General features: G+C 59.9%; 17 protein-coding genes. 7 read left to right on the forward strand and 10 right to left on the reverse strand.

Features of this window, described 5'->3' with window-relative positions:
- Nucleotides 1–48: 48 nt before the first annotated feature.
- On the reverse strand, nt 49–726 hold the full coding sequence (locus tag CKW14_RS13690; RefSeq protein WP_095048736.1) for a TetR family transcriptional regulator: 678 nt from the start codon (nt 724–726) through the stop codon (nt 49–51).
- A 101-nt stretch (nt 727–827) separates the two neighbouring features.
- The gene (gene quiC, locus CKW14_RS13695) at nt 828–2,729 is read right to left on the reverse strand and encodes a 3-dehydroshikimate dehydratase QuiC (protein ID WP_095048737.1); all 1,902 of its coding nucleotides are present in this window, start codon (nt 2,727–2,729) and stop codon (nt 828–830) included.
- 358 nt (nt 2,730–3,087) lie between these two features.
- Here quiC and CKW14_RS13700 point away from each other — a divergent pair, with 358 nt between their 5' ends.
- Nucleotides 3,088–4,425 (forward strand): MFS transporter, encoded by a 1,338-nt coding sequence (locus CKW14_RS13700; protein ID WP_095125472.1) that lies wholly within the window; start codon nt 3,088–3,090, stop codon nt 4,423–4,425.
- A 126-nt stretch (nt 4,426–4,551) separates the two neighbouring features.
- On the opposite strand, the gene CKW14_RS13705 is transcribed toward CKW14_RS13700, so the two are convergent.
- The 4 genes from CKW14_RS13705 to CKW14_RS13720 form a co-directional block, all read right to left on the reverse strand.
- Nucleotides 4,552–5,430 carry a DMT family transporter gene (locus CKW14_RS13705; protein WP_034153813.1) on the reverse strand — a complete coding sequence of 293 codons (879 nt, stop codon included), beginning with the start codon at nt 5,428–5,430 and terminating at the stop codon, nt 4,552–4,554.
- A gap of 113 nt (nt 5,431–5,543) precedes the next feature.
- Nucleotides 5,544–6,359 (reverse strand): sugar phosphate isomerase/epimerase, encoded by an 816-nt coding sequence (locus CKW14_RS13710; RefSeq protein WP_095125473.1) that lies wholly within the window; start codon nt 6,357–6,359, stop codon nt 5,544–5,546.
- A 2-nt stretch (nt 6,360–6,361) separates the two neighbouring features.
- Nucleotides 6,362–7,423 carry a Gfo/Idh/MocA family protein gene (locus CKW14_RS13715; RefSeq protein ID WP_095048740.1) on the reverse strand — a complete coding sequence of 354 codons (1,062 nt, stop codon included), beginning with the start codon at nt 7,421–7,423 and terminating at the stop codon, nt 6,362–6,364.
- A gap of 243 nt (nt 7,424–7,666) precedes the next feature.
- Complete coding sequence (locus CKW14_RS13720; protein WP_095048741.1) at nt 7,667–8,443, reverse strand: IclR family transcriptional regulator; 777 nt, start codon at nt 8,441–8,443, stop codon at nt 7,667–7,669.
- Nucleotides 8,444–8,618: 175 nt separating this feature from the next.
- Between CKW14_RS13720 and CKW14_RS13725 the strand changes: the two genes are divergently transcribed.
- From CKW14_RS13725 to CKW14_RS13740, 4 genes are all read left to right on the forward strand, one after another.
- The gene (locus CKW14_RS13725; RefSeq protein WP_095125474.1) at nt 8,619–10,358 is read left to right on the forward strand and encodes an FAD-dependent oxidoreductase; all 1,740 of its coding nucleotides are present in this window, start codon (nt 8,619–8,621) and stop codon (nt 10,356–10,358) included.
- Entirely contained in the window at nt 10,342–11,175 is an 834-nt protein-coding gene (locus tag CKW14_RS13730; RefSeq protein ID WP_095125475.1) for an aldo/keto reductase, read from the forward strand. The genes CKW14_RS13725 and CKW14_RS13730 overlap by 17 nt, the downstream gene beginning before the upstream one ends.
- Before the next feature lie 192 nt (nt 11,176–11,367).
- Nucleotides 11,368–12,255: a neutral zinc metallopeptidase gene (locus CKW14_RS13735; protein ID WP_095125476.1), complete on the forward strand. Its 888-nt coding sequence runs from the start codon at nt 11,368–11,370 to the stop codon at nt 12,253–12,255.
- On the forward strand, nt 12,256–13,206 hold the full coding sequence (locus CKW14_RS13740) for an alpha/beta fold hydrolase (RefSeq protein WP_095048745.1): 951 nt from the start codon (nt 12,256–12,258) through the stop codon (nt 13,204–13,206).
- 115 nt (nt 13,207–13,321) lie between these two features.
- On the opposite strand, the gene CKW14_RS13745 is transcribed toward CKW14_RS13740, so the two are convergent.
- The 3 genes from CKW14_RS13745 to CKW14_RS13755 form a co-directional block, all read right to left on the reverse strand.
- A complete protein-coding gene (locus CKW14_RS13745; protein WP_095125477.1) occupies nt 13,322–13,915 on the reverse strand; it encodes an HAD family hydrolase in 594 nt (197 codons plus the stop codon).
- Complete coding sequence (tesB, locus tag CKW14_RS13750) at nt 13,912–14,781, reverse strand: acyl-CoA thioesterase II (RefSeq protein WP_095125478.1); 870 nt, start codon at nt 14,779–14,781, stop codon at nt 13,912–13,914. The genes CKW14_RS13745 and tesB overlap by 4 nt, the downstream gene beginning before the upstream one ends.
- Nucleotides 14,782–14,892: 111 nt before the next feature.
- A complete protein-coding gene (locus CKW14_RS13755) occupies nt 14,893–15,462 on the reverse strand; it encodes a GNAT family N-acetyltransferase (RefSeq protein ID WP_095048748.1) in 570 nt (189 codons plus the stop codon).
- Between the two features lie 82 nt (nt 15,463–15,544).
- Between CKW14_RS13755 and CKW14_RS13760 the strand changes: the two genes are divergently transcribed.
- A complete protein-coding gene (locus tag CKW14_RS13760; protein WP_095125479.1) occupies nt 15,545–16,465 on the forward strand; it encodes a histone deacetylase in 921 nt (306 codons plus the stop codon).
- Between the two features lie 281 nt (nt 16,466–16,746).
- A complete protein-coding gene (locus CKW14_RS13765) occupies nt 16,747–17,994 on the forward strand; it encodes a TIGR03862 family flavoprotein (protein WP_095125480.1) in 1,248 nt (415 codons plus the stop codon).
- A 235-nt stretch (nt 17,995–18,229) separates the two neighbouring features.
- Here CKW14_RS13765 and CKW14_RS13770 read toward each other — a convergent pair whose 3' ends face one another.
- Nucleotides 18,230–19,567, reverse strand: a complete 1,338-nt coding sequence (locus CKW14_RS13770; protein ID WP_095125481.1) for a DEAD/DEAH box helicase — start codon at nt 19,565–19,567, stop codon at nt 18,230–18,232.
- Nucleotides 19,568–19,579: the final 12 nt, after the last annotated feature.

A 19,579-nucleotide genomic window follows, 5' to 3' on the forward strand; every position in this document is an offset into this window, starting at 1 on the left:
ACTGACACACCGCTTTCGCGAGCAGGCTCGCTCCCACAGGGGAATGTGTCAGGCCTGCAGGTAACGCAACACCGATTCGCAAATCATCTCGCGATGCCGCTGCTTGATGCTTTCATCCGGCAGATCGATCTGAAAGATCTCGCCAAACGTGTGCCGGTTCGACACGCGATAGAAGCAGAAAGAACTGATCAGCAAATGCACATCCAGCGCATCCAGCCCCACACGGAAAACACCTTCAGCAGCACCACGACGCAGAATCTCGCCGAGTGAATCGAGGATGGTGTTGTTCATCGCCTTGATCGCATCGGAACGCTTCACGTATTCGGCGTTATGGATGTTTTCGATGCTGACGATGCGCACGAAATCGACGTTGCGGTCGTGGTGATCGAAGGTGAATTCCACCAGACGCCGAATCGCCTCTACCGGCGCCAGCTCGGCCAGGTGCAGACGGTTTTCGGTGCTGCGGATGTCACCGTAAAGCTTTTCCAGCACCTCGACGTACAACTGCTCCTTACTGCCGAAGTAGTAATAGATCATGCGTTTGGAGGTGTGGATTCGCTCGGCGATCGCATCGACGCGAGCACCGGACAAGCCTTGCTGGACGAACTCGACGATCGCCTCCTGCAAGATGTTCTCGCGGGTCTTTTCCGGGTTGTTCTTGCGACTCTTGCGCGGCTCTACAGTGGAAACTTCAGGAGCTGCGGAAAGTTCTGTATTCATCGTCATTGCGGGCTCACGGCCATCACTGCACAGGCGGCGATTATGGGCTGCGCAGCACAGTGAAGGAAGCCGCGCGGCCCGTGTTTAATCCCGCGTTTACGAATTTCCTACAACTTCGCCTGGCGCACGGCGCCACTGCGTGATTTGGCCATTGCCGCCAGACGCACCGCGACGTTCGCCGCGCCATACCCGGCATAGCCGTTCTTACGCTGGATGATCTCGAAGAAGAAGCGCCCTTCAAACGGTTCGGTGTAGACGTGGAACAGCTCACCGCCCTGCGCATCACGGTCGTACAGAACGTTGTAATACGCCAGTTCACTGAGAAACTCGTCGTCAAAATCGAAGCGCGCGGCAAGGTCGTCGTAATAGTTGAGCGGAATATCCAGCAGCGGCACGCCGGCTTCTTTGGCGCGACTGACTTCGGCGAAGATGTCGTCACAATCGAAGGCGATGTGGTGCACACCGGAGCCGCGATAACTCGACAGCGCGTGGGAGATGGCGGTGTTGCGGTTCTCGGAGATGTTCAGCGGCAAGCGGATCGAACTGTCGCGGCTACGCAAGGCGCGGCTCTTCACCAGACCATACGGATCAGGCAGCACCACTTCATCGTCCGCCTCGAAATCCAGCAGGCTCTTGTAGAACAGCACCCAACTGTCGAGGCTGTCGGCCGGCAACGCCATGGCCATGTGGTCGATGCGTTTGAGACCGCCACGGGCGGGAGCATCTGCCAGCAGATTGAAGTCGGTGCCATAAACGTCGGCCTGCTCATCCACCAGATAAATCAGGCTGCCGTCCGGCGCGCGCACCGCCGCCAGTTCCAGTTCGTTGGGGCCGACCAGTCCACGATAGGGCTGACCTTTGTAAGCGACGGCGCGTGCCAATGCACTGGCGCTGTCCTTGACCCGCACAGCCGTGGCACACAGCGACGGGCCGTGAGCCTCGAAGAAGCTGTGGGCAAAGGAATACGGTTCGGAGTTGAGGATCAGATTGATGTCGCCCTGACGCAGCAGGCTCACACTCTTGGAACGATGCTGCCCGGCCTTGACGAACCCCAAGCGTTCCAGCCAGTTCGACAGCTTGGCGCCGAGGCTTTCATCAACGGCGAACTCAAGAAATTCGATGCCGTTGTACTCGCTGGCCTTCGGTGTTTCGAAAAGGATTTCGCGATTGGCGACAGGCGTCGCTTCCTGCTCGAGACGCTGGCGGGTCTTCTCTTCCAGATACAGCAGTGAACGTAAACCATCGGCGGCATTGGCCCGTGGCGGCGCGGCGCGGAAGCCATCGTTGAAAATTTCCAGCGACAGCGGCCCGGCGTAACCGCTCTGGATGATCGGCGCGAGGAAACCCGGCAGATCGAATTCGCCCTGTCCCGGGAAGCAACGGAAATGCCGGCTCCACTCCAGCACATCCATGGCCAGGATCGGCGCGTCGGCCATTTGCACAAAGAAAATCTTGTCGCCGGGAATGTCGGCAATGGCGCGGGGATCGCCCTTCAACGACAGCGTATGGAAGCTGTCGAGCAACACGCCGAGGCTCGGGTGATCGGCCTGACGCACGATGTCCCAGACCTGTTGATAAGTATTCACGTGACGGCCCCACGCCAGCGCTTCGTAACCAATGCGCAAGCCGCGCGCGCCGGCATGCTCGGCCAGCAGGCGCAGATCATCGACTAGAATTTGCTGATCGCCGACGCTGTCGGCCGAGGCGTTACTGCAGACCAACACCAGATCGGTGCCCAGTTCCTGCATGAGGTCGAACTTGCGTTCGGCGCGCTCAAGGTTGCGCGCCAGGCGATCACGGCGGCAGCCTTCGAAATCGCGGAACGGCTGAAACAGAGTGATGGCGATGCCGAGATCGGCGCACATCTGTTTAATTTCCCGCGGGCTGCCGTCGTAGTACAGGAGGTCGTTTTCGAAAATCTCCACCCCGTCGAACCCGGCGGCGGCGATGGCTTCGAGTTTTTCCGGCAGGGTGCCGCTCAAGGAAACGGTGGCAATGGAACGCTGCATGTTTCAACTCCCGGACTGCGCCGCTTTATCTTTACTGTAGGAGCTGCCGAAGGCTGCGATCGTTTGATCTTTATTGCTGAAAAGCAAAATCAAAAGATCTCAGCCTTCGGCAGCTCCTACACAGGATGATTTTTATAGTGGGGGAAATTATTGGCTGCATCGAACGTGGCAGCAATTTAAAGTGTACTACCCGGTTAGTTTTGCGTGCGATTATCGAACACAATGGCGGTTTGGCGAATTGACGATTTTTCGTCCACTGCCCAACATCGACTGCACATTGAGTCCGGATCTGAACCACCGGTCGCAGCGTGCAAGTAACAAGCACACCAAATAACAAATCCAAAAACGGGTGGAACACATGATTCCTTCACAGACTTCCCGCATGGCTCCGGCCATGAGCACTGCCACGGGTGGCATCGGCGACAAGATCCGCGGCGCCATGGCTGTCGGCAAGACCCGTTGGGGCATGCTGGCGCTGGTGTTTTTCGCCACGACCCTGAACTACATCGACCGCGCCGCCCTCGGCGTCATGCAGCCCATCCTCGCCAAGGAAATGAGCTGGACGGCGATGGATTACGCCAACATCAACTTCTGGTTTCAGGTCGGCTACGCGATCGGTTTCGTCCTGCAAGGACGCTTGATCGACCGGGTCGGCGTCAAGCGCGTGTTCTTCTGCGCCGTGCTGCTGTGGAGCCTGGCCACCGGTGCCCACGGTCTGGCAACGTCAGCCGTTGGCTTTATGGTCTGCCGGTTTATTCTCGGCCTGACTGAAGCGGCGAACTACCCGGCCTGTGTGAAAACCACGCGCCTGTGGTTCCCGGCCGGCGAACGTGCGGTCGCCACCGGCATCTTCAACGCCGGCACCAACGTCGGTGCGATGTTCACGCCGATGCTGCTGCCACTGGTCCTGCACGTCTGGGGCTGGCAAGCGGCGTTCCTGTGCATGGCGGCGCTGGGCGGGATCTGGCTGTTGTTCTGGGGCTTGAAATACTTCAACCCGGAAGATCACCCGAGCGTGAAACAGTCCGAGCTGGACTACATCCAGCAGGAAGTCGAACCGGAACAGGCCCGCGTGCCGTTCTCGAAAATCCTGCGGATGCGCGGCACCTGGGCCTTCGCCCTCGCCTACTCGCTGACCGCACCGGTGTTCTGGTTCTATCTGTACTGGCTGCCACCGTTCCTCAATCAGCAATACAATCTGGGCATCAACGTGACCCAAATGGGTATTCCGCTGATCATCATCTACGTCACGGCCGACTTCGGTAGCGTCGGTGGCGGCATTCTGTCTTCGTTCCTGATCGGTCGCGGGATGAACTCGATCAAAGCGCGGCTGCTGTCGATGTTCCTGTTTGCTTGCTGCATCATCGGCGTGATCATGGCCGCCGGCTCAGCCAACCTGTGGGTGGCGGTGGCCGCGATTTCTCTGGCAATCGGTGCGCACCAGGCGTGGACAGCAAACATCTGGAGCCTGGTAATGGACTACACGCCCAAGCACATGATGAGCACCGTGTTCGGTTTCGGTGGTATGTGCGCAGCGATCGGCGGGATGTTCATGACCCAGATCGTCGGCCACATCCTCACCGTGACCAACAACAACTACACCGTGTTGTTCACCCTGATTCCGGCGATGTACTTCATTGCGCTGACGTGGATGTACTTCATGGCACCGCGCAAGATTCCTACCGTCACCGAGTAATCTGCCAACACCCGGCTTCCTTGTAGGAGCTGCGGCACGCTGCGATCTTTTGATCTTGATGTTGAAGATCAAAAGATCGCAGCCTCGTTTCACTCGTCAGCTCCTACACAGGGGTTTGCGTATCCCTCAACGGCGGCTCTGCTGCCACGCTGCCGCCAGTCCGCTGCAACAGATCACCGCGATGCCAATGATCGTCAGCAGACTCGGCGTGTGATTGAACAGCAGCCAGCCCAACAACCCGGCAAACACAATCTGGCAATAACCGAACGGCGCCAGCAGTGCTGGAGCGGCATGGCGGAACGCCTGGGTCAGAAACAAATGCGCGGTCATCCCGCAACTGCCCAGCGCCAGCATCAACCCGGCATGGGTCAACGTCGGCACCTGCCAGAAGAACGGCACTAGTGCACTCATCACCAGCGTGTTGCATAACCCGGCAAAGAAGTTGCTGGTGGTCGGGCTGTCCACCTCGGCGAGCTTGCGGGTCAGCAGTTGATAAAAGCAGAAAAACAGCGCCGAGCAGAACGGCAGCAACACCGCCGGAGTAAACAACTCACCGCCGGGGTGGACGATGATCAGCACGCCGATAAAGCCGCAGATCACCGCGATCCATTGACCTCGGGTCACTCGCTCCTTGAGCAGCGGCACCGACAATGCGGTCACCAATACTGGCGCAAGAAAGTTGACCGCCGTGGCTTCCGCCAATGGGATGTACAACAACGCGGTGGTGAAGAACAGGCTGGTGCCGAGCAGGCACAGTGCCCGAACCAATTGCCATAGCGGCTTCTTGGTGCGCAGCACACGCAACCCGGATTGCGGCAGAAAAATCCCTGCCATCAGCAGTGTGTGCACCAGATAGCGCGCCCAGACCACCATCACGATCGGATAAAAACCGGACAGGTATTTCGACAATGCGTCGTGACTGGAGAACAGGAAGGTTGCCACGACAATCAGCAAGATCCCCTTGAAGGGTTGGTTGACACCGGAGAGCGGGGTGCTGACAGTCATTGGTTATCCCTGTTTGAACAACAATACGGTGGCGAAGGAGATCGCGCGGCGGTCGCCGATTGGGGACGGCTACGCAGTCCACTGGGAGCAAGCTCCCTCGCCACAAAAAAGACTCACAGTCGCGCCAACAATTCCCGCGTCCTGTCGATCGCCATCTGCGCTCGCTCCAATCCGCTCACGCCCTGCTCCAGCAGTTTTACCGTGGGAATTTCCAGACTCAGTGGAATATTAGTCGGCAGCGCTCGCAGCAACCCGAGCAGATCGCAATCACCCTCGCCGGGAAACCGCCGCTCGTTGCGCGCCTGACGCAAGATCTCGGCCATGTCTGACGGCCTCGGCCCCGCTACATCACATAATTGCGCATAACGCAGACGCGACACTGACACTTCAGCCAGATCCTCCAAGCGTGACGCCGAACGATCAAAGTGGAACGCATCGACCAGCACCGCAGCGTTTTCCCGATCAGCGTTTTCGACAATTCGTAGCGCTTGTTCGAGGTTGCGCGCATCAGTCCAGGGCATGAACTCCAGATGCGGGTGCAGCCCGTAAGGCGCGGCCAGATCGCAAAGCGCCGCAAAGTTATCGGTGAGCCGCTGCTCGTCAGGATCGTTACCGGCGACCAGCAATTCGGTAGCGCCAAATTCCGCACCGACCGTAAGAAGTTTCTCGAAATCGGCGACGACGGTTTGCGGCTTCAATCGCAGGATTTCCACGTCGAGCACGCGGATGCGGGTGTCGCGCAGCCGCTGCAAAGTCTGACGGCGCAATTCAGCATCGGCGACCAAAGGGAAATGATGCTCCTCGGGCGTCGCCGGTTCCAGGCGCAGACCGACATGGCTGTAACCAGCACGTGCCGCCACTTCGACCATTTGCGGTGGCGACAACTCCAGCACGGTGAGGCTGGCCAGAGACAGGATTCGTTCGTTCATGTTCAAGCCTCAATCAGTGCAGGGGGGCAGGCACGGCCGGTGGCCGCGGCCTCGCGTATGGCTTCGATCAGCGCCAAAGTGCGCGCAGCGTCGGCCGCACTCACCAGCGGCTCGACTTCACGCCGCGCCACGCGGACGAAATGCTGTAACTGCAAGCGTAAAGCGTCGTCACCGCCGGAGGATTCTTCGACCATCAACAAGGGCTCATGCCAACCGGCGTCGACCTGCTCAGCGCCATAGTGCCAACGCTTGAGCTGCGGAATGCTCAACGCTCCGGTAGTCCCGGCCAGCAGATAACAGGGCTGATCGGCCTGACGCGGATACACTGGGTTCTCGCCGGAATCCAGCTCCCAACTCCACGGCGCGGCGACCGCGTCGGAACCGCTCAATGTGCCCAATGTGCCGCCTTCGAATTGCAGCAACACCGCCGCACTGTCTTCGTTGGCGAAACCGCGCACGGCGTTGTCGGTGATCGCTTGCACCGAACGCACTTCACCGCACAGATGCCGTAGCAGGTCGAGGTCGTGGATCAGGTTGGTCAGCAACATTCCGGCGCCCGGTTCGCGGCGCCACGGGATCTCGAAATAGCTGTCGGGTTTGCGCAACTGGAACAACGCAGTGACCGTGGTCAGACGCCCGAGTGCCCCGCTCTGCACCAATTCATGGGCCCGCACGATCAGCGGGTTGTGGCGCCGATGATGGCCGACCAGTACCGGCACGCCGCTGCTTTTGACCGCCGCAACCAGTTCGCGCACTTCATCCAGGTGCACGCCGACCGGTTTTTCCAGCAACACCGGCACACCCGCCGCCAGACAATCGAGCGCCGTGCTGACGTGTTGATTATTCGGATTGGCGACGATCACCGCGTCTGGCCGGATTTGCTCCAGCATCTGACGATGATCAGCGAAATGCCTTACGCCCCATTCGGCCGCAAGCCCTGCTGCTTGCGGCCCAGGATCCGCCACCGCGCACAGCGTTGCTTCGTTGAGGGTTTGTAGATGCCGATAATGTTGCTGGCCCATGTTGCCGGCGCCGATCAGGGCAATTCGAAGGGGCGAATTCAAGGTGCGGTCCTTTTGTAATTGTTGTTGGAATATCACTCCAGCAACAATTTAGAACCGAGTTCCACAATCAAACACCCATCCATCCTGAAACCGTGCGAACACCGCACAACTTCGTGAACAACAAAAATCCCCTGTAGGAGTGAGCCTGCTCGCGATAGCGGAGTGTCAGTCGCCGTTAACGTTGGCTGACATACCGCTATCGCGAGCAGGCTCACTCCTACAGGGGGTCTGTGTGAACTCGGATTAGATAAACAGTTCTGAGGCCAGGCTGGCTGCTGATAATTCTTCGGTGAAGGTCAGCAACAGCGGCGCCAGCTCATGCAACCGCGCCCCCGGCATCCGCGCACTTGGCCCGGCAATACTCAGTACACCGATCACCCGACCATCCGTTGGATGCCTCACCACCGCCGCAATCGCCGAAGTCCCCACGGCCGAACTCTCCTCAACCCAGGCATAACCCTGCTCACGAGCCAGACGCAGCCGTTCCAGCAACTCGATATTTGAACGCGGCGCATTCGGCCCGATCCCCACCGGCACCTCCGCCGCCTGCCGCTCGACCAGTGACAGCGCCTCGGCGTCGCTCATGCACGCCAGCCACGCATGCCCGGAGGCGGTGTAGAACAGCGGCGCATCGCGGCCCATGTCCGGGTCATAACGCAGACCGGTGCGCGCGCCTTGTGCCTTGGCAATCCAGGTCTGGCGCTCGCCATCGATCACGCCCAAACGCACCAGTTCGCCGGTTTCCTGCGCCAGTCGGTCGAGTACTGGCTGGACGATATCGGCACCGCAGCTCGACAGGTATTGAAAGCCCATAGCGACCAGTTTGGTCGACAAGTGATAGCGCAACGTTTCCGCATTCTGCCGTACGTAGCCCAACCGAATCAGCTCGGCGAGCAAGCGGTGTGTTGCACTCTTGGGGATATCCAGCTGCTCGGCGAGCGTCTGCATCGGCAGCCCGCGCGGATCACTGGTGAGGCTTTCCAGCACGCTGAAAACCCGTTCGATTTGACTGCCGGCCATGGGGACGTCCAAAGAAATTTTGCTGATTCTAGAAGACATTGACGGCAAAGCGAAATCTGGAACCGGCCGTTCGATAACCGCCCATTTTATGGGTTAAAGGCTTGTCGAGCCGTCACGACACTGGTTATTTTCTGGAATAAAATTCCAAAATAACTTACTGCCGGAGCGTTGTTTGATGTCTGCCGAACATCCTGATATCGACTGCGACGTATTAATCGTCGGTTCCGGTGCCGCCGGTTTATCGGCCGCCGTGACTGCCGCGTGGCATGGTTTGAAAGTCATCGTTGTCGAGAAAGATCCGGTATTCGGTGGCGCCACTGCCTGGTCCGGTGGCTGGGCGTGGGTGCCGTGCAATCCACTCGCGCGTCGGGCCGGGATCATCGAAGACATCGAACAACCGCGCACCTATTTGCGCCATGAACTGGGCGAGCACTTCGACCCGGCGATGATCGACGCGTTCCTTGAAGCGGGACCGCGCATGGTCGGGTTTTTCGAGCAACACACTGCGCTGCAATTTGCCGATGGCAATGCCATTGCCGACATTCATGGTGACACGCCGGGTGCTGGCACCGGTGGCCGCTCGGTCATCGCCGCGCCTTACGATGGACGCAAGGTCGGACGCTTGCTCAAGCGCCTTCGTACAACGATGCGCGAAACGTCCTTCATGGGCATGCCGATAATGGCCGGCGCCGATCTGTCGGCGTTCCTCAATCTGACCCGTTCACTGAAAGCCGCATGGCATGTCACCCGGCGCTTTACCCGACATTTGCTAGATCTCGCGATCCATGGCCGGGCCATGCAATTGGTCAACGGCGTGGCGTTGATTGCACGATTGGCAAAATCCGCCGAAGACCTCGGCGTGTTGCTCTGGGAATCGGCACCCGTGACAGCGTTGCTGCGTGAAGGCTCGCGCGTCTCGGGCGCTGTGGTCAAAACAGACAAAGGCCCGATCCGCATTCATGCACGCAAAGCCGTATTGCTCGCCGCCGGTGGTTTTGCCAATGACATCGAGCGACGCAAAGCCCTGTTCCCGCGCACGCCGACCGGTCACGAGCATTGGGCGCTGCCGCCGCTGGCCGTCAACGGCGATGGTTTGCGCCTGGGCGAAAGTGTCGGCGCACGGGTCAATGCCGATGTAGCTTCGCCCGTGGCGTGGGCGCCAGTATCGCAAGTGCCACATTCCGACGGTAGCATCGGCCATTTCCCACACATCATTGAGCGCGGCAAACCCGGGATCATCGGTGTACTGAGTAACGGCCAACGGTTCGTCAACGAAGCCAACGGTTATTACGACTACGTCAGCGCCATGGTCGCTGCTGCGCCGGAAGGTGAAGAAGTCGCCTCATGGCTGATCTGCACGCGCGCCTTTCAACGGCGTTATGGACTGGGCATATCGCGGCCATTTCCGCTGCCAGTGTCAGATTTTATCCGCAGCGGCTATCTGAAAAGCGGCAACAGTATTGAAGAATTGGCCCTCGCCTGCGGCATCGACCCGAGCGGGTTGCGCCAGACTGTGGATAACTACAACCGCCATGCCCGCCACGGCGAAGACCCGTTGTTCGGTCGCGGCGCAACACCCTACAACCGCAAACAGGGTGATCCGGCGAACCTGCCCAACCCCTGCGTTGCCCCAATAGACACCGGCCCGTTCTACGCCGTGAAAGTCCAGCCGGGCTGCTTCGGCACCTTCGCCGGGCTCAAGGTCAACCCGCACGCGCAAGTGCTGGACGCCCACGAACAGCCCATCACCGGCCTCTACGCAGCGGGGGGCGACATGGCCAGCATCATGGGCGGCCACTACCCGGCGGGCGGTATCAACATCGGCCCGGCGCTGACTTTCGGTTACATCGCCGCCCGGCATATCGCCGGCATGACTGCTTTCGAACAGGAGATCGACCATGCAGCACATCGTTAATGCCCAAGGTTTGAACATGCCGAAACTCGGCCTCGGCACCTGGCCGATGCTCGGCGACGAATGCACTCGCGCCGTGGAGCAAGCACTGGAACTGGGTTATCGACACATCGACACGGCAGCGGCCTACAACAACGAGGACGCCGTCGGACAAGCACTGGCGAATACCCCGACACCGCGCGAGCAGATTCACGTCACCACCAAAGTCTGGTGGGATCAGCTGCAACCCGACGCGATGCGCCATTCCATGGATCGCAGCCTTACCGCGTTGCGCAGCGACTACGTCGACTTGTTCATGATCCACTGGCCCACCACCGACTGGGACCTGCCACGTACCCTCGAGACATTGGCTTCGTTCAAGAAACAGGGGCTGGCACGCAACATCGGCGTGGCGAATTGTCCGCTGCCGTTGCTGCGCAAAGTCGTCGAGGAATACGGCATCGGTCTGTCAGCGATTCAGGTCGAATACCACGTCCTGCTCGGCCAAAACGCCCTGCTCGACTACGCCCGTCAACACGACATGGCACTAACGGCCTACACCCCGCTGGCGCGCAACAAGGTCTCAGACATCCCACAGATTCAACAGATCGCCAACAAACATGGCGTGTTGCCGACCCAAGTAGCGTTGAAATGGTTGCTTGATCAACCCAACGTCGCAGCGATTCCCAAGGCCAGCAGCCGCACCAATCAACTGGCCAACCTCGCCTCGCTGAAAGTTGAACTGGATGATGAAGACCGCGCATTGATTGCAGCACTGCCGAAAAACCAACGCCAGGTCAGCCCGGATTTCGCCCCTGAGTGGGATGCTTTTGATCGCTGATTGATAATCCTGCGATAGAAATCCTGCGCGGGATTGAATTTGCCGCGTGCCAGACCGTCAATAACAGGCCCGACCTCGTCAACACGAGGCCGGGCCTGTTTGCGTGTGGCCAATAGACGGACGACCGGACTGGCGCCACACTCACACTACAGCAACACTCATCACCACCCGATACACAGAGAGGATTCCCACATGCTATGGAAAAAAGGCCGACGCAGTGACAACGTCGTCGATGCCCGTGGTGATGATGCCGGCGGTGGCGGCGGCATGCGTTTCGGCGGCGGTAAAGGCCTGAGCCTGGGGGCAATTCTGCTGATCGTCGGTATCGGCTGGATCACCGGGCAGGATCCGCTGCAGATTCTCGGCCAGCTCGCCGGGCAATCCACGCAGCAATCGGCGCCTACCTCGCAAACCCGCCAGGCACCGCCGGCCAATGATGAACAGGCCGAATTCGTTCGCTCGATCCTTGGCGATACCGAAGACACCTGGGGCGCGATTTTCCAACAGGCCGGGCGCCAATATAAGGACCCGACCCTGGTGCTGTTCAGCAACCGGGTCAACTCCGCCTGCGGTCTGGCAACCTCGGCCACTGGCCCGTTCTATTGCCCGGCGGATCAGAAGGTCTACCTGGACATGGCGTTCTTCCAGGAAATGTCGCAACGCTTCAAAGCGGCCGGTGACTTCGCCCAGGCCTACGTGATCGCGCATGAAGTCGGACATCATGTGCAGACGCTTCTCGGCGTCTCGGCGAAAATTCAGACAGCTCGCCAGCAAGGTCGCCAGATGGAAGGCGACGGCGGTTTGCTGGTGCGTCAGGAATTGCAGGCCGACTGCCTCGCCGGCGTCTGGGCCTACAGTGCGCAGAAGCGTTTGAACTGGCTGGAACCGGGCGATATCGAAGAGGCCTTGAATGCGGCCAACGCCATCGGTGATGATCGCCTGCAACAACAGGGTCAGGGCCGTGTGGTGCCAGACTCGTTCACACACGGTACGTCGGCGCAAAGGGTGCGCTGGTTCAAAACCGGATTCGCGCAGGGCCAGGTCGGCCAGTGCGATACCTTCGCGGCGAAAAACCTGTAAATGCATAAATGGCTTTTGGCGTTACTGATCGTTGGCAGCACTGCGCAAGCCGCCGGTGTCGATGCGATCAGCCCCGGTCGTTTGCAACTCAAGGCCGGGGAAATGGCAGTCGGCATTGGTCCTGCGCCGGAGAAGATCGAACGGGTGCTGATCGTCATTCATGGCCGGTTGCGCAACTCGGAAACCTATCGCAAAAGCGCCGAGAGCGCCGCCGAGCTAGCGGGACAAAGTGCCCACACGCTGGTAATCGCGCCGCAGTTCCTCAATGAAAGCGATGTCGCGCTGTACTCGCTCCCCGCCACGTTGCTGCGCTGGCAAGGCAACGAGTGGATGGGCGGCGGCTTATCCACAGGGCCGAACCCGTTGAGTTCCTACGCCGCACTTGATGAGATCGTCGGACGGATCAGCGACCGCAAACAGTTTCCCGACGTGAAGCAGATCGTGATCTTCGGTCATTCTGGCGGTGGCCAAGTGGTGCAGCGCTATGCCCTGCTGGCCAAGGATCAGCCTGCGCTGAAGGCCAACGGCATTCGCTTGCGCTACGTGGTCGCCAACCCGTCATCGTATGCCTACTTCAATGAACAACGGCCGGTGGCGTTCGATCACGCCAAATGCGCGGGTTTCAATCGCTGGAAGTACGGTCTGTCAGACATGCCGGTGTACGCCGGTGGGCAAACGCCGTTGCAGCTTGAGAGCAGTTACATCAAGCGCGAGGTGATTTATCTGCTTGGACAGCAGGACGTCGATCCCAAGCATCCGGCGCTGGACAAGCGCTGTGAAGCCGAGGCGCAAGGTGCGTATCGCTTGGAGCGTGGGAAATTGTACTTCGGCTATTTGCTGCGTCGGCATCCGGAAGGGGTGAATCAGCGGCTAGTTGAAGTGCCCGGGGTTGGGCATAACGGCGATGGGATGTTGACCTCGCCGGAGGGGCAGAAGGCGTTGTTCGAATAAGTTTTGTGCTGATTGATCTGACGCCATCGCGAGCAGGCTCACTCCTACAGGGGAACGCATTCCAATTGTAGGAGTGAGCCTGCTCGCGAAGAGGCCAGCTCAGGCAGCAAAGATTTCAGGCCAAAAGCATCCGCCGCAACTCGACACAATCCTTCGCATGCCAATCGGTCAGCTCCGGCCACGGGTTTTCCGGCAAATTCACCAACACCGTGCGCGCGCCCGCCGCTCGCCCGCAATCCAGATCAAAGCGGTAATCACCGACCATCACCATCTCACTGGCCGGTACTTCCCAAGCGTCTGCCAGCTTCAGCAACCCACCCGGATGCGGCTTCGGCGGTGCTTCATCACGGCCCAACACATCTTCCACCGCAAAACAGTCAGCCAAACCAATCGCTTCCAGCGTCACATGCGCCAGCTCCCGCGCATTGCGGGTCAGAATGCCGAGGCGATAACCGCGCGCATGCAGATCGCGCACCAGCTCCACCGCTCCGGTCGCCGGGGTCGAACCAAGCGCCAGATCGCGCTCGTGCTCCAGCAACCAGGCATGTTTCGCCGCCGCCTCATCCGCCGGCAATGCCGCAAGATGAGTGAGGATGTCGTCCTCCGGCGGAATCGCCAGCGCCACGCGAATCGCCGCAAAATCATGCACGGCGACGGTCAGCGTGCCGTCCATATCGAACACCCAGTGCTTGACCTCTTTCAGACTCATGCCCAGTCCTTGCGATGGCGGATCAGGCCTTCCTGCGTCACCGAAGCGACCAGTTGCCCCGCGCGGTTGTACACGCTGCCACGGGAGAATCCACGGGAATTGCCGGCCCACGGACTGTCCATCGCGTAGAGCAACCAGTCATCGGCGCGCAGATCGTTGTGGAACCACAGCGCGTGATCAAGGCTGGCGACCTGCATGTCTTTCTGCCACACCGATTTGCCGTGGGGCAGCATTGAGGTGGTCAACAAACCGAAGTCCGAGGCGTAGGCCAACAAGTATTTGTGCAGCGCCGGGATGTCGGCCAATGCGCCGTCGGCGCGGAACCACACGTATTTGATCGGATCGGCCGGCTGCGGGTTGTATGGGTCCTTTTCGGTGACCGGGCGTACTTCGATCGGTTTCGGGCACAGCAGTTTTTCACGCATGTGTTCCGGGATCAGGTGCGCGCGTTGCTGGGTCAACTCCAGCTCCGACGGCAGGTTTTCCGGGCCGACCACCACCGGCATCTCGCTCTGGTGCTCGAAGCCTGCCTCGTCGTATTGAAACGAAGCGCTGCAGGTGAAGATCGGATGGCCCTTCTGGATCGCCGTGACGCGGCGAGTGCTGAAACTGCCACCATCGCGCACGCGATCAACCGAATAGACCACCGGCAACTTGGCATCGCCCGGACGCAGGAAATAGCCGTGCATCGAATGCACATGGCGCGCCTCTTCAACGGTCTGACTGGCCGCCGACAGCGACTGGCCGAGCACCTGGCCACCGAACAACTGACGGAAACCCAGATCCTGGCTACGGCCACGGAACAGGTTTTCTTCGATCGGTTCCAGGGTCAGCAAGTCGACCAGATCTTCCAACACTTGGCTCATTCAGACTCTCCTCACACAAAGCACTATGCCGCGCAGTCTTGGCTGCGGCGGCCGATTCAGATTCTGGCGCGGGCCAATGATATGGCGGCCATTGTAAACGTCCGTGTCGGCTTATCCATGCAAGGTTTGCAGCCATTGTTCCCGAGTAATGCGGTACAGCACATGCCGTCTTAGCGGATGATCGACGGCAAGCTTGGGGTGATCAAAATCATCTTCCGGGGCGTGATGCATGCCGATCGCCTGCATGACTTTCTCTGAGGGCAAATTGGATTGCGCGGTGAAGGAAACGATTTCCTTCAAGGCCAACCGATCAAAGCCGCAACGCAGAGCGGTCCACGCTGCTTCGCTGGCGTAACCCAGGCCCCAATGTTCCTTGGCCAGGCGCCAGCCGATTTCCACTGCTGGAGTGAACGGCGCATCAAAGCCGACCACGCCGAGTCCGGTGAAACCGATAAATTCGCCGCTGTCCTTGCGCTCCAGCGCCCACAGGCCAAAACCGTGCTCGGCGAAATGCCCGCGCACGCGGCCGATCATCGACGCACTTTCCAGTCGGCTCAACGGTGTCGGGAAGTAGCGCATCACTTGAGGATCGGCGCACATCGCGGCAAATGCCGGCAAATCCTCGTCCTGCCACTGACGCATCAGCAAGCGCGCGCTTTCAAGTTCCAGTATCGGCTCCATCATGCCCCTCCATTTCCATGCCGCAAGTCTACATCGCTGGTAGGATCCTTCACTCTTTCCTACGTTCCTACATGAAACCGCCATGCCACTGCCGCTGATCTACCACGAAGACTACAGCCCCGAGTTTCCGGCGGATCACCGCTTCCCGATGGACAAGTTTCGTCTGCTGCGCGATCACCTGGTCGACAGCGGTCTGACCCGCGACGCCGACCTGCTGCGGCCCGAGATCTGCCCCAACGACATCCTCGCCCTCGCCCATGACCGTGCGTATATCGAACGCTATATGAGCGGCGAGTTGTCCCGCGAAGACCAACGGCGTCTGGGTCTGCCGTGGAACGAAGCCTTGGCGCGGCGCACGGTACGGGCGGTCGGCGGTTCGATTCTGGCGGCGGAAAAAGCCTTGGAACATGGCTTGGCCTGCCACTTGGCCGGCGGCACCCACCATGCGCACTACGACTATCCGGCGGGCTTCTGCATCTTCAATGACCTGGCGACCATCAGCCATTACCTGCTGCAAAGCGGCCGGGTCAATCGCGTGCTGATCTTCGATTGCGATGTGCATCAGGGTGACGGCACCGCGCGGATTCTGCATGACACGCCGGAGGCGATTACGGTTTCCCTGCACTGCGAGAAGAATTTTCCTGCACGCAAGGCGGAAAGTGACTGGGACATCCCGCTGCCCAAGGGCATGGGCGACGCTGATTATTTGAAAGTGGTCGACGACACACTCAATTATCTGCTGCCGCTGTATCAACCGGACCTGGTGCTGTATGACGCCGGCGTCGATGTACACAAGGACGATGCCCTCGGTTATCTGCAACTGACCGACGAAGGCGTCGCCGCCCGCGACGAAAGCGTGATGCGCCATTGCCTGGGCCGCGACATTCCGGTGATGGGCGTAATTGGCGGCGGCTACAGCAAGGATCGCCACGCCCTCGCCCGCCGCCACGGCATCCTCCATCACAGCGCGCAACGGGTCTGGCAGTCACACGGTTGTCATTGAGTTGTGCTGCGTTACCCACAATGGCTGTGGAACTGCCTGTGGATAACCTGAGTGAAAGGGACTACAGGCCATACCGGTTATGGCCTGCAGCGCACTGATCATTTTTCAACCAACATTTCAAGCCCACCCGAACCCCTTGTAGGAGTGAGCCTGCTCGCGATAGCGTCAGCACCTTCAACATTAACTTGGCTAATACACCGCTATCGCGAGCAGGCTCACTCCTACAAAAGATCTCGGCTGTTAGAATGCGCGCCTTATCCCGCCATACCGCAGCGCATGCCATGACCCAGAATTCCGCCTCCTCCCCCGCTCACGTCGCCATCATCGGCGGTGGCCCCGCCGGCCTGATGGCCGCCGAAGTGCTGAGCCAGGCCGGAATCCGCGTCGATCTCTACGACGGAATGCCCTCGGTGGGCCGCAAGTTCCTGCTCGCCGGCGTCGGCGGCATGAACATCACCCACTCCGAAGCCTACCCGGCATTCCTTTCTCGGTACGCCGAGCGCGCGCCGCAAATCGCCCCGCTGCTGCGCGGTTTCGATGCCGATGCGCTGTGTAAATGGATTCATGATCTGGGCATCGAAACCTTTGTCGGCAGCTCCGGCCGGGTGTTCCCCACTGATATGAAAGCGGCCCCGCTACTGCGCGCCTGGCTCAAACGCCTGCGCGACAGCGGCGTCGTTATCCACACACGCCATCGCTGGCTCGGTTGGGATGCACATGGCGCGCTGCGCATCGACAGCCCGGAAGGTGAAATCACCGTCAAACCCGATGCCACGCTGCTTGCCCTCGGCGGCGGCAGTTGGTCGCGCCTCGGTTCCGACGGTGCGTGGATGCTGGCTCTGGAGCAGCGCGGTGTAGGACTGGCGCCGTTGCAACCGAGCAATTGCGGCTTCGAAGTGCAGGCCTGGAGCGATTTGATGGTGAGCAAATTCGCCGGCGCACCGCTGAAAAATATCGCCATCGGTTTGAATGACGATATTCCGCGTTTGGGCGAATGCGTGATCACCGCGACCGGGATTGAGGGCAGTCTGATTTATGCGCTGTCGGCGCCGATTCGTGAGGCAATCAACCAATATGGCGCGGCGGTTGTTCACATCGATTTGTTGCCCGGCCGACCTGTGGATAAATTGCAGGCAGCTTTGAGCAAGCCACGCGGTTCGCGGTCGATGGCCAAGCATCTGCACAGTCAGGTCGGGATTGATGGGGTGAAAGCGGCGTTGTTGCGTGAGTTGACTGATGCGGCGACGTTTGCTGATCCGGCGCTGCTGGCGCGGGCAATCAAAGCGTTGCCGCTGACTCTGGTCAAAACGCGGCCATTGGACGAGGCGATCAGCAGTGCCGGGGGCGTGACGTTCGAGGCGATGGACGAGCGCTTGATGCTCAAGGCGTTGCCGGGGGTGTTCTGCGCGGGGGAGATGCTTGATTGGGAAGCGCCGACGGGCGGCTATTTGCTGACGGGGTGTTTTGCCAGTGGTCGGGCGGCGGGCTTGGGTATTGTGCAATGGCTCAAGTCCGAGGCGTCTGCCTGAACCCTCACCCCAGCCCTCTCCCAGAGGGAGAGGGAGCTGACCGAGGTGTCTGACGTCATCCGTCGACCTGAAAGACCGAGTCGATTATGGATTTGGTCAGCCGACCGAGGTGTCTGGCGAAAGCCCTGTCGATTGTGGATTCACAACAGTCGGACCAGGTCGGCGTAATTCCCGAATATCCCCCAATCAGTCCCCTCTACCCCTGGGAGAGGGCTAGGGTGAGGGGCTTTTGACTTTAAGTTTTGCGCTTGCGCGGCCCGGTATTGAAAACCGGCACTTTACGCACAGGCTTGACCGAAGGCTCCGGCGCCTGCGTCTCGCCGCTGTCGACCCATTTGCCCAGATTACGCTTGCCGCCACCACCGGAAGCCTTCGGCTTCTTCGGTTTTTTCGGTTTCTTGATCACCTGACCGCTGGCATCGGTGTCCGGCACGCGGTGCTCCGGTTCGAAATCCGGCTCGTTCTGACGTTTCAAGGTCTGGCGCGTCAGCATTTCAATCGCCGACAACATGTTCACTTCATCCGCGCATACCAGCGAGATCGCCTCACCGGTCGCGCCAGCACGACCCGTGCGGCCGATACGGTGGATGTAGTCTTCAGCCACGATCGGCAGATCGAAGTTGATCACCAACGGCAGATCTTCGATATCCAGGCCCCGCGCCGCAACGTCAGTCGCCACGAGAATCTGCACTTCACTGAGTTTAAAACGGTCCAGCGCACGCTGACGGGTCGCCTGAGGTTTATCACCATGGATACCGTCGGCATTCACGCCCAGGCCCTGGAGTTTTTCCACCAGCGCATCCACACCGTTACGGGTCTTGGCGAACACCAGCACCTGCTTCCACTTGTTCTTGCGCATCAGGTGCACGAACAGTTCGGCCTTGCGCTTCTTGTCCACCGTGACGATCCACTGCTTGACGGTGTTGGCGGCGACGTTGCGCGGGCTGACTTCGATACTCAGCGGATCGTTGAGCATCTGCCCGGCGAGCAGGCGAATGTCATCGGAGAAGGTTGCGGAAAACAACAGGGTCTGGCGCTTTTTTGGCAGCATGCGGTAAATGTTCGCCAGTTCTTCAGAGAAGCCCAGGTCGAGCATACGATCGGCTTCATCCAGCACCAGAGTCTGCAACTGATCGAGTTTCAGCGCGTTCTGGCGGAACAGGTCGATCAGGCGACCGGGCGTGGCGACCAGCACATCGACGCCGCCACGCAGCTTCATCATCTGCGGATTGATGCTGACGCCGCCGTAAACCGCATAAGTACGCAGCGGCAGGTTTTCGGCGTACTGACGCACAGACTCATGAACCTGCTCGGCCAGCTCACGGGTCGGCACCAGAATCAGTGCACGCGCCGAGTTGGCAGCGACTTTCGGCCCTTCCATGGCCAACAACTGCAGCAGTGGCAAGGCGAAACCGGCGGTTTTGCCAGTGCCGGTCTGAGCGGCTGCCATCAAGTCACGACCGGCCAGCACGGCCGGAATGGCTTGCGCCTGAACCGGCGTCGGGGTCTGGTAGCCGAGCGTCTCGAGGGAGCGCAGCAAGGGTTCGATCAGGCCAAGGGTGGCGAAAGTCATGGGAGTACCGTA

Origin of the sequence: Pseudomonas sp. Irchel s3a12 (assembly GCF_900187485.1) — a bacterium.
GTDB classification, from domain to species: domain Bacteria; phylum Pseudomonadota; class Gammaproteobacteria; order Pseudomonadales; family Pseudomonadaceae; genus Aquipseudomonas; species Aquipseudomonas neuropathica.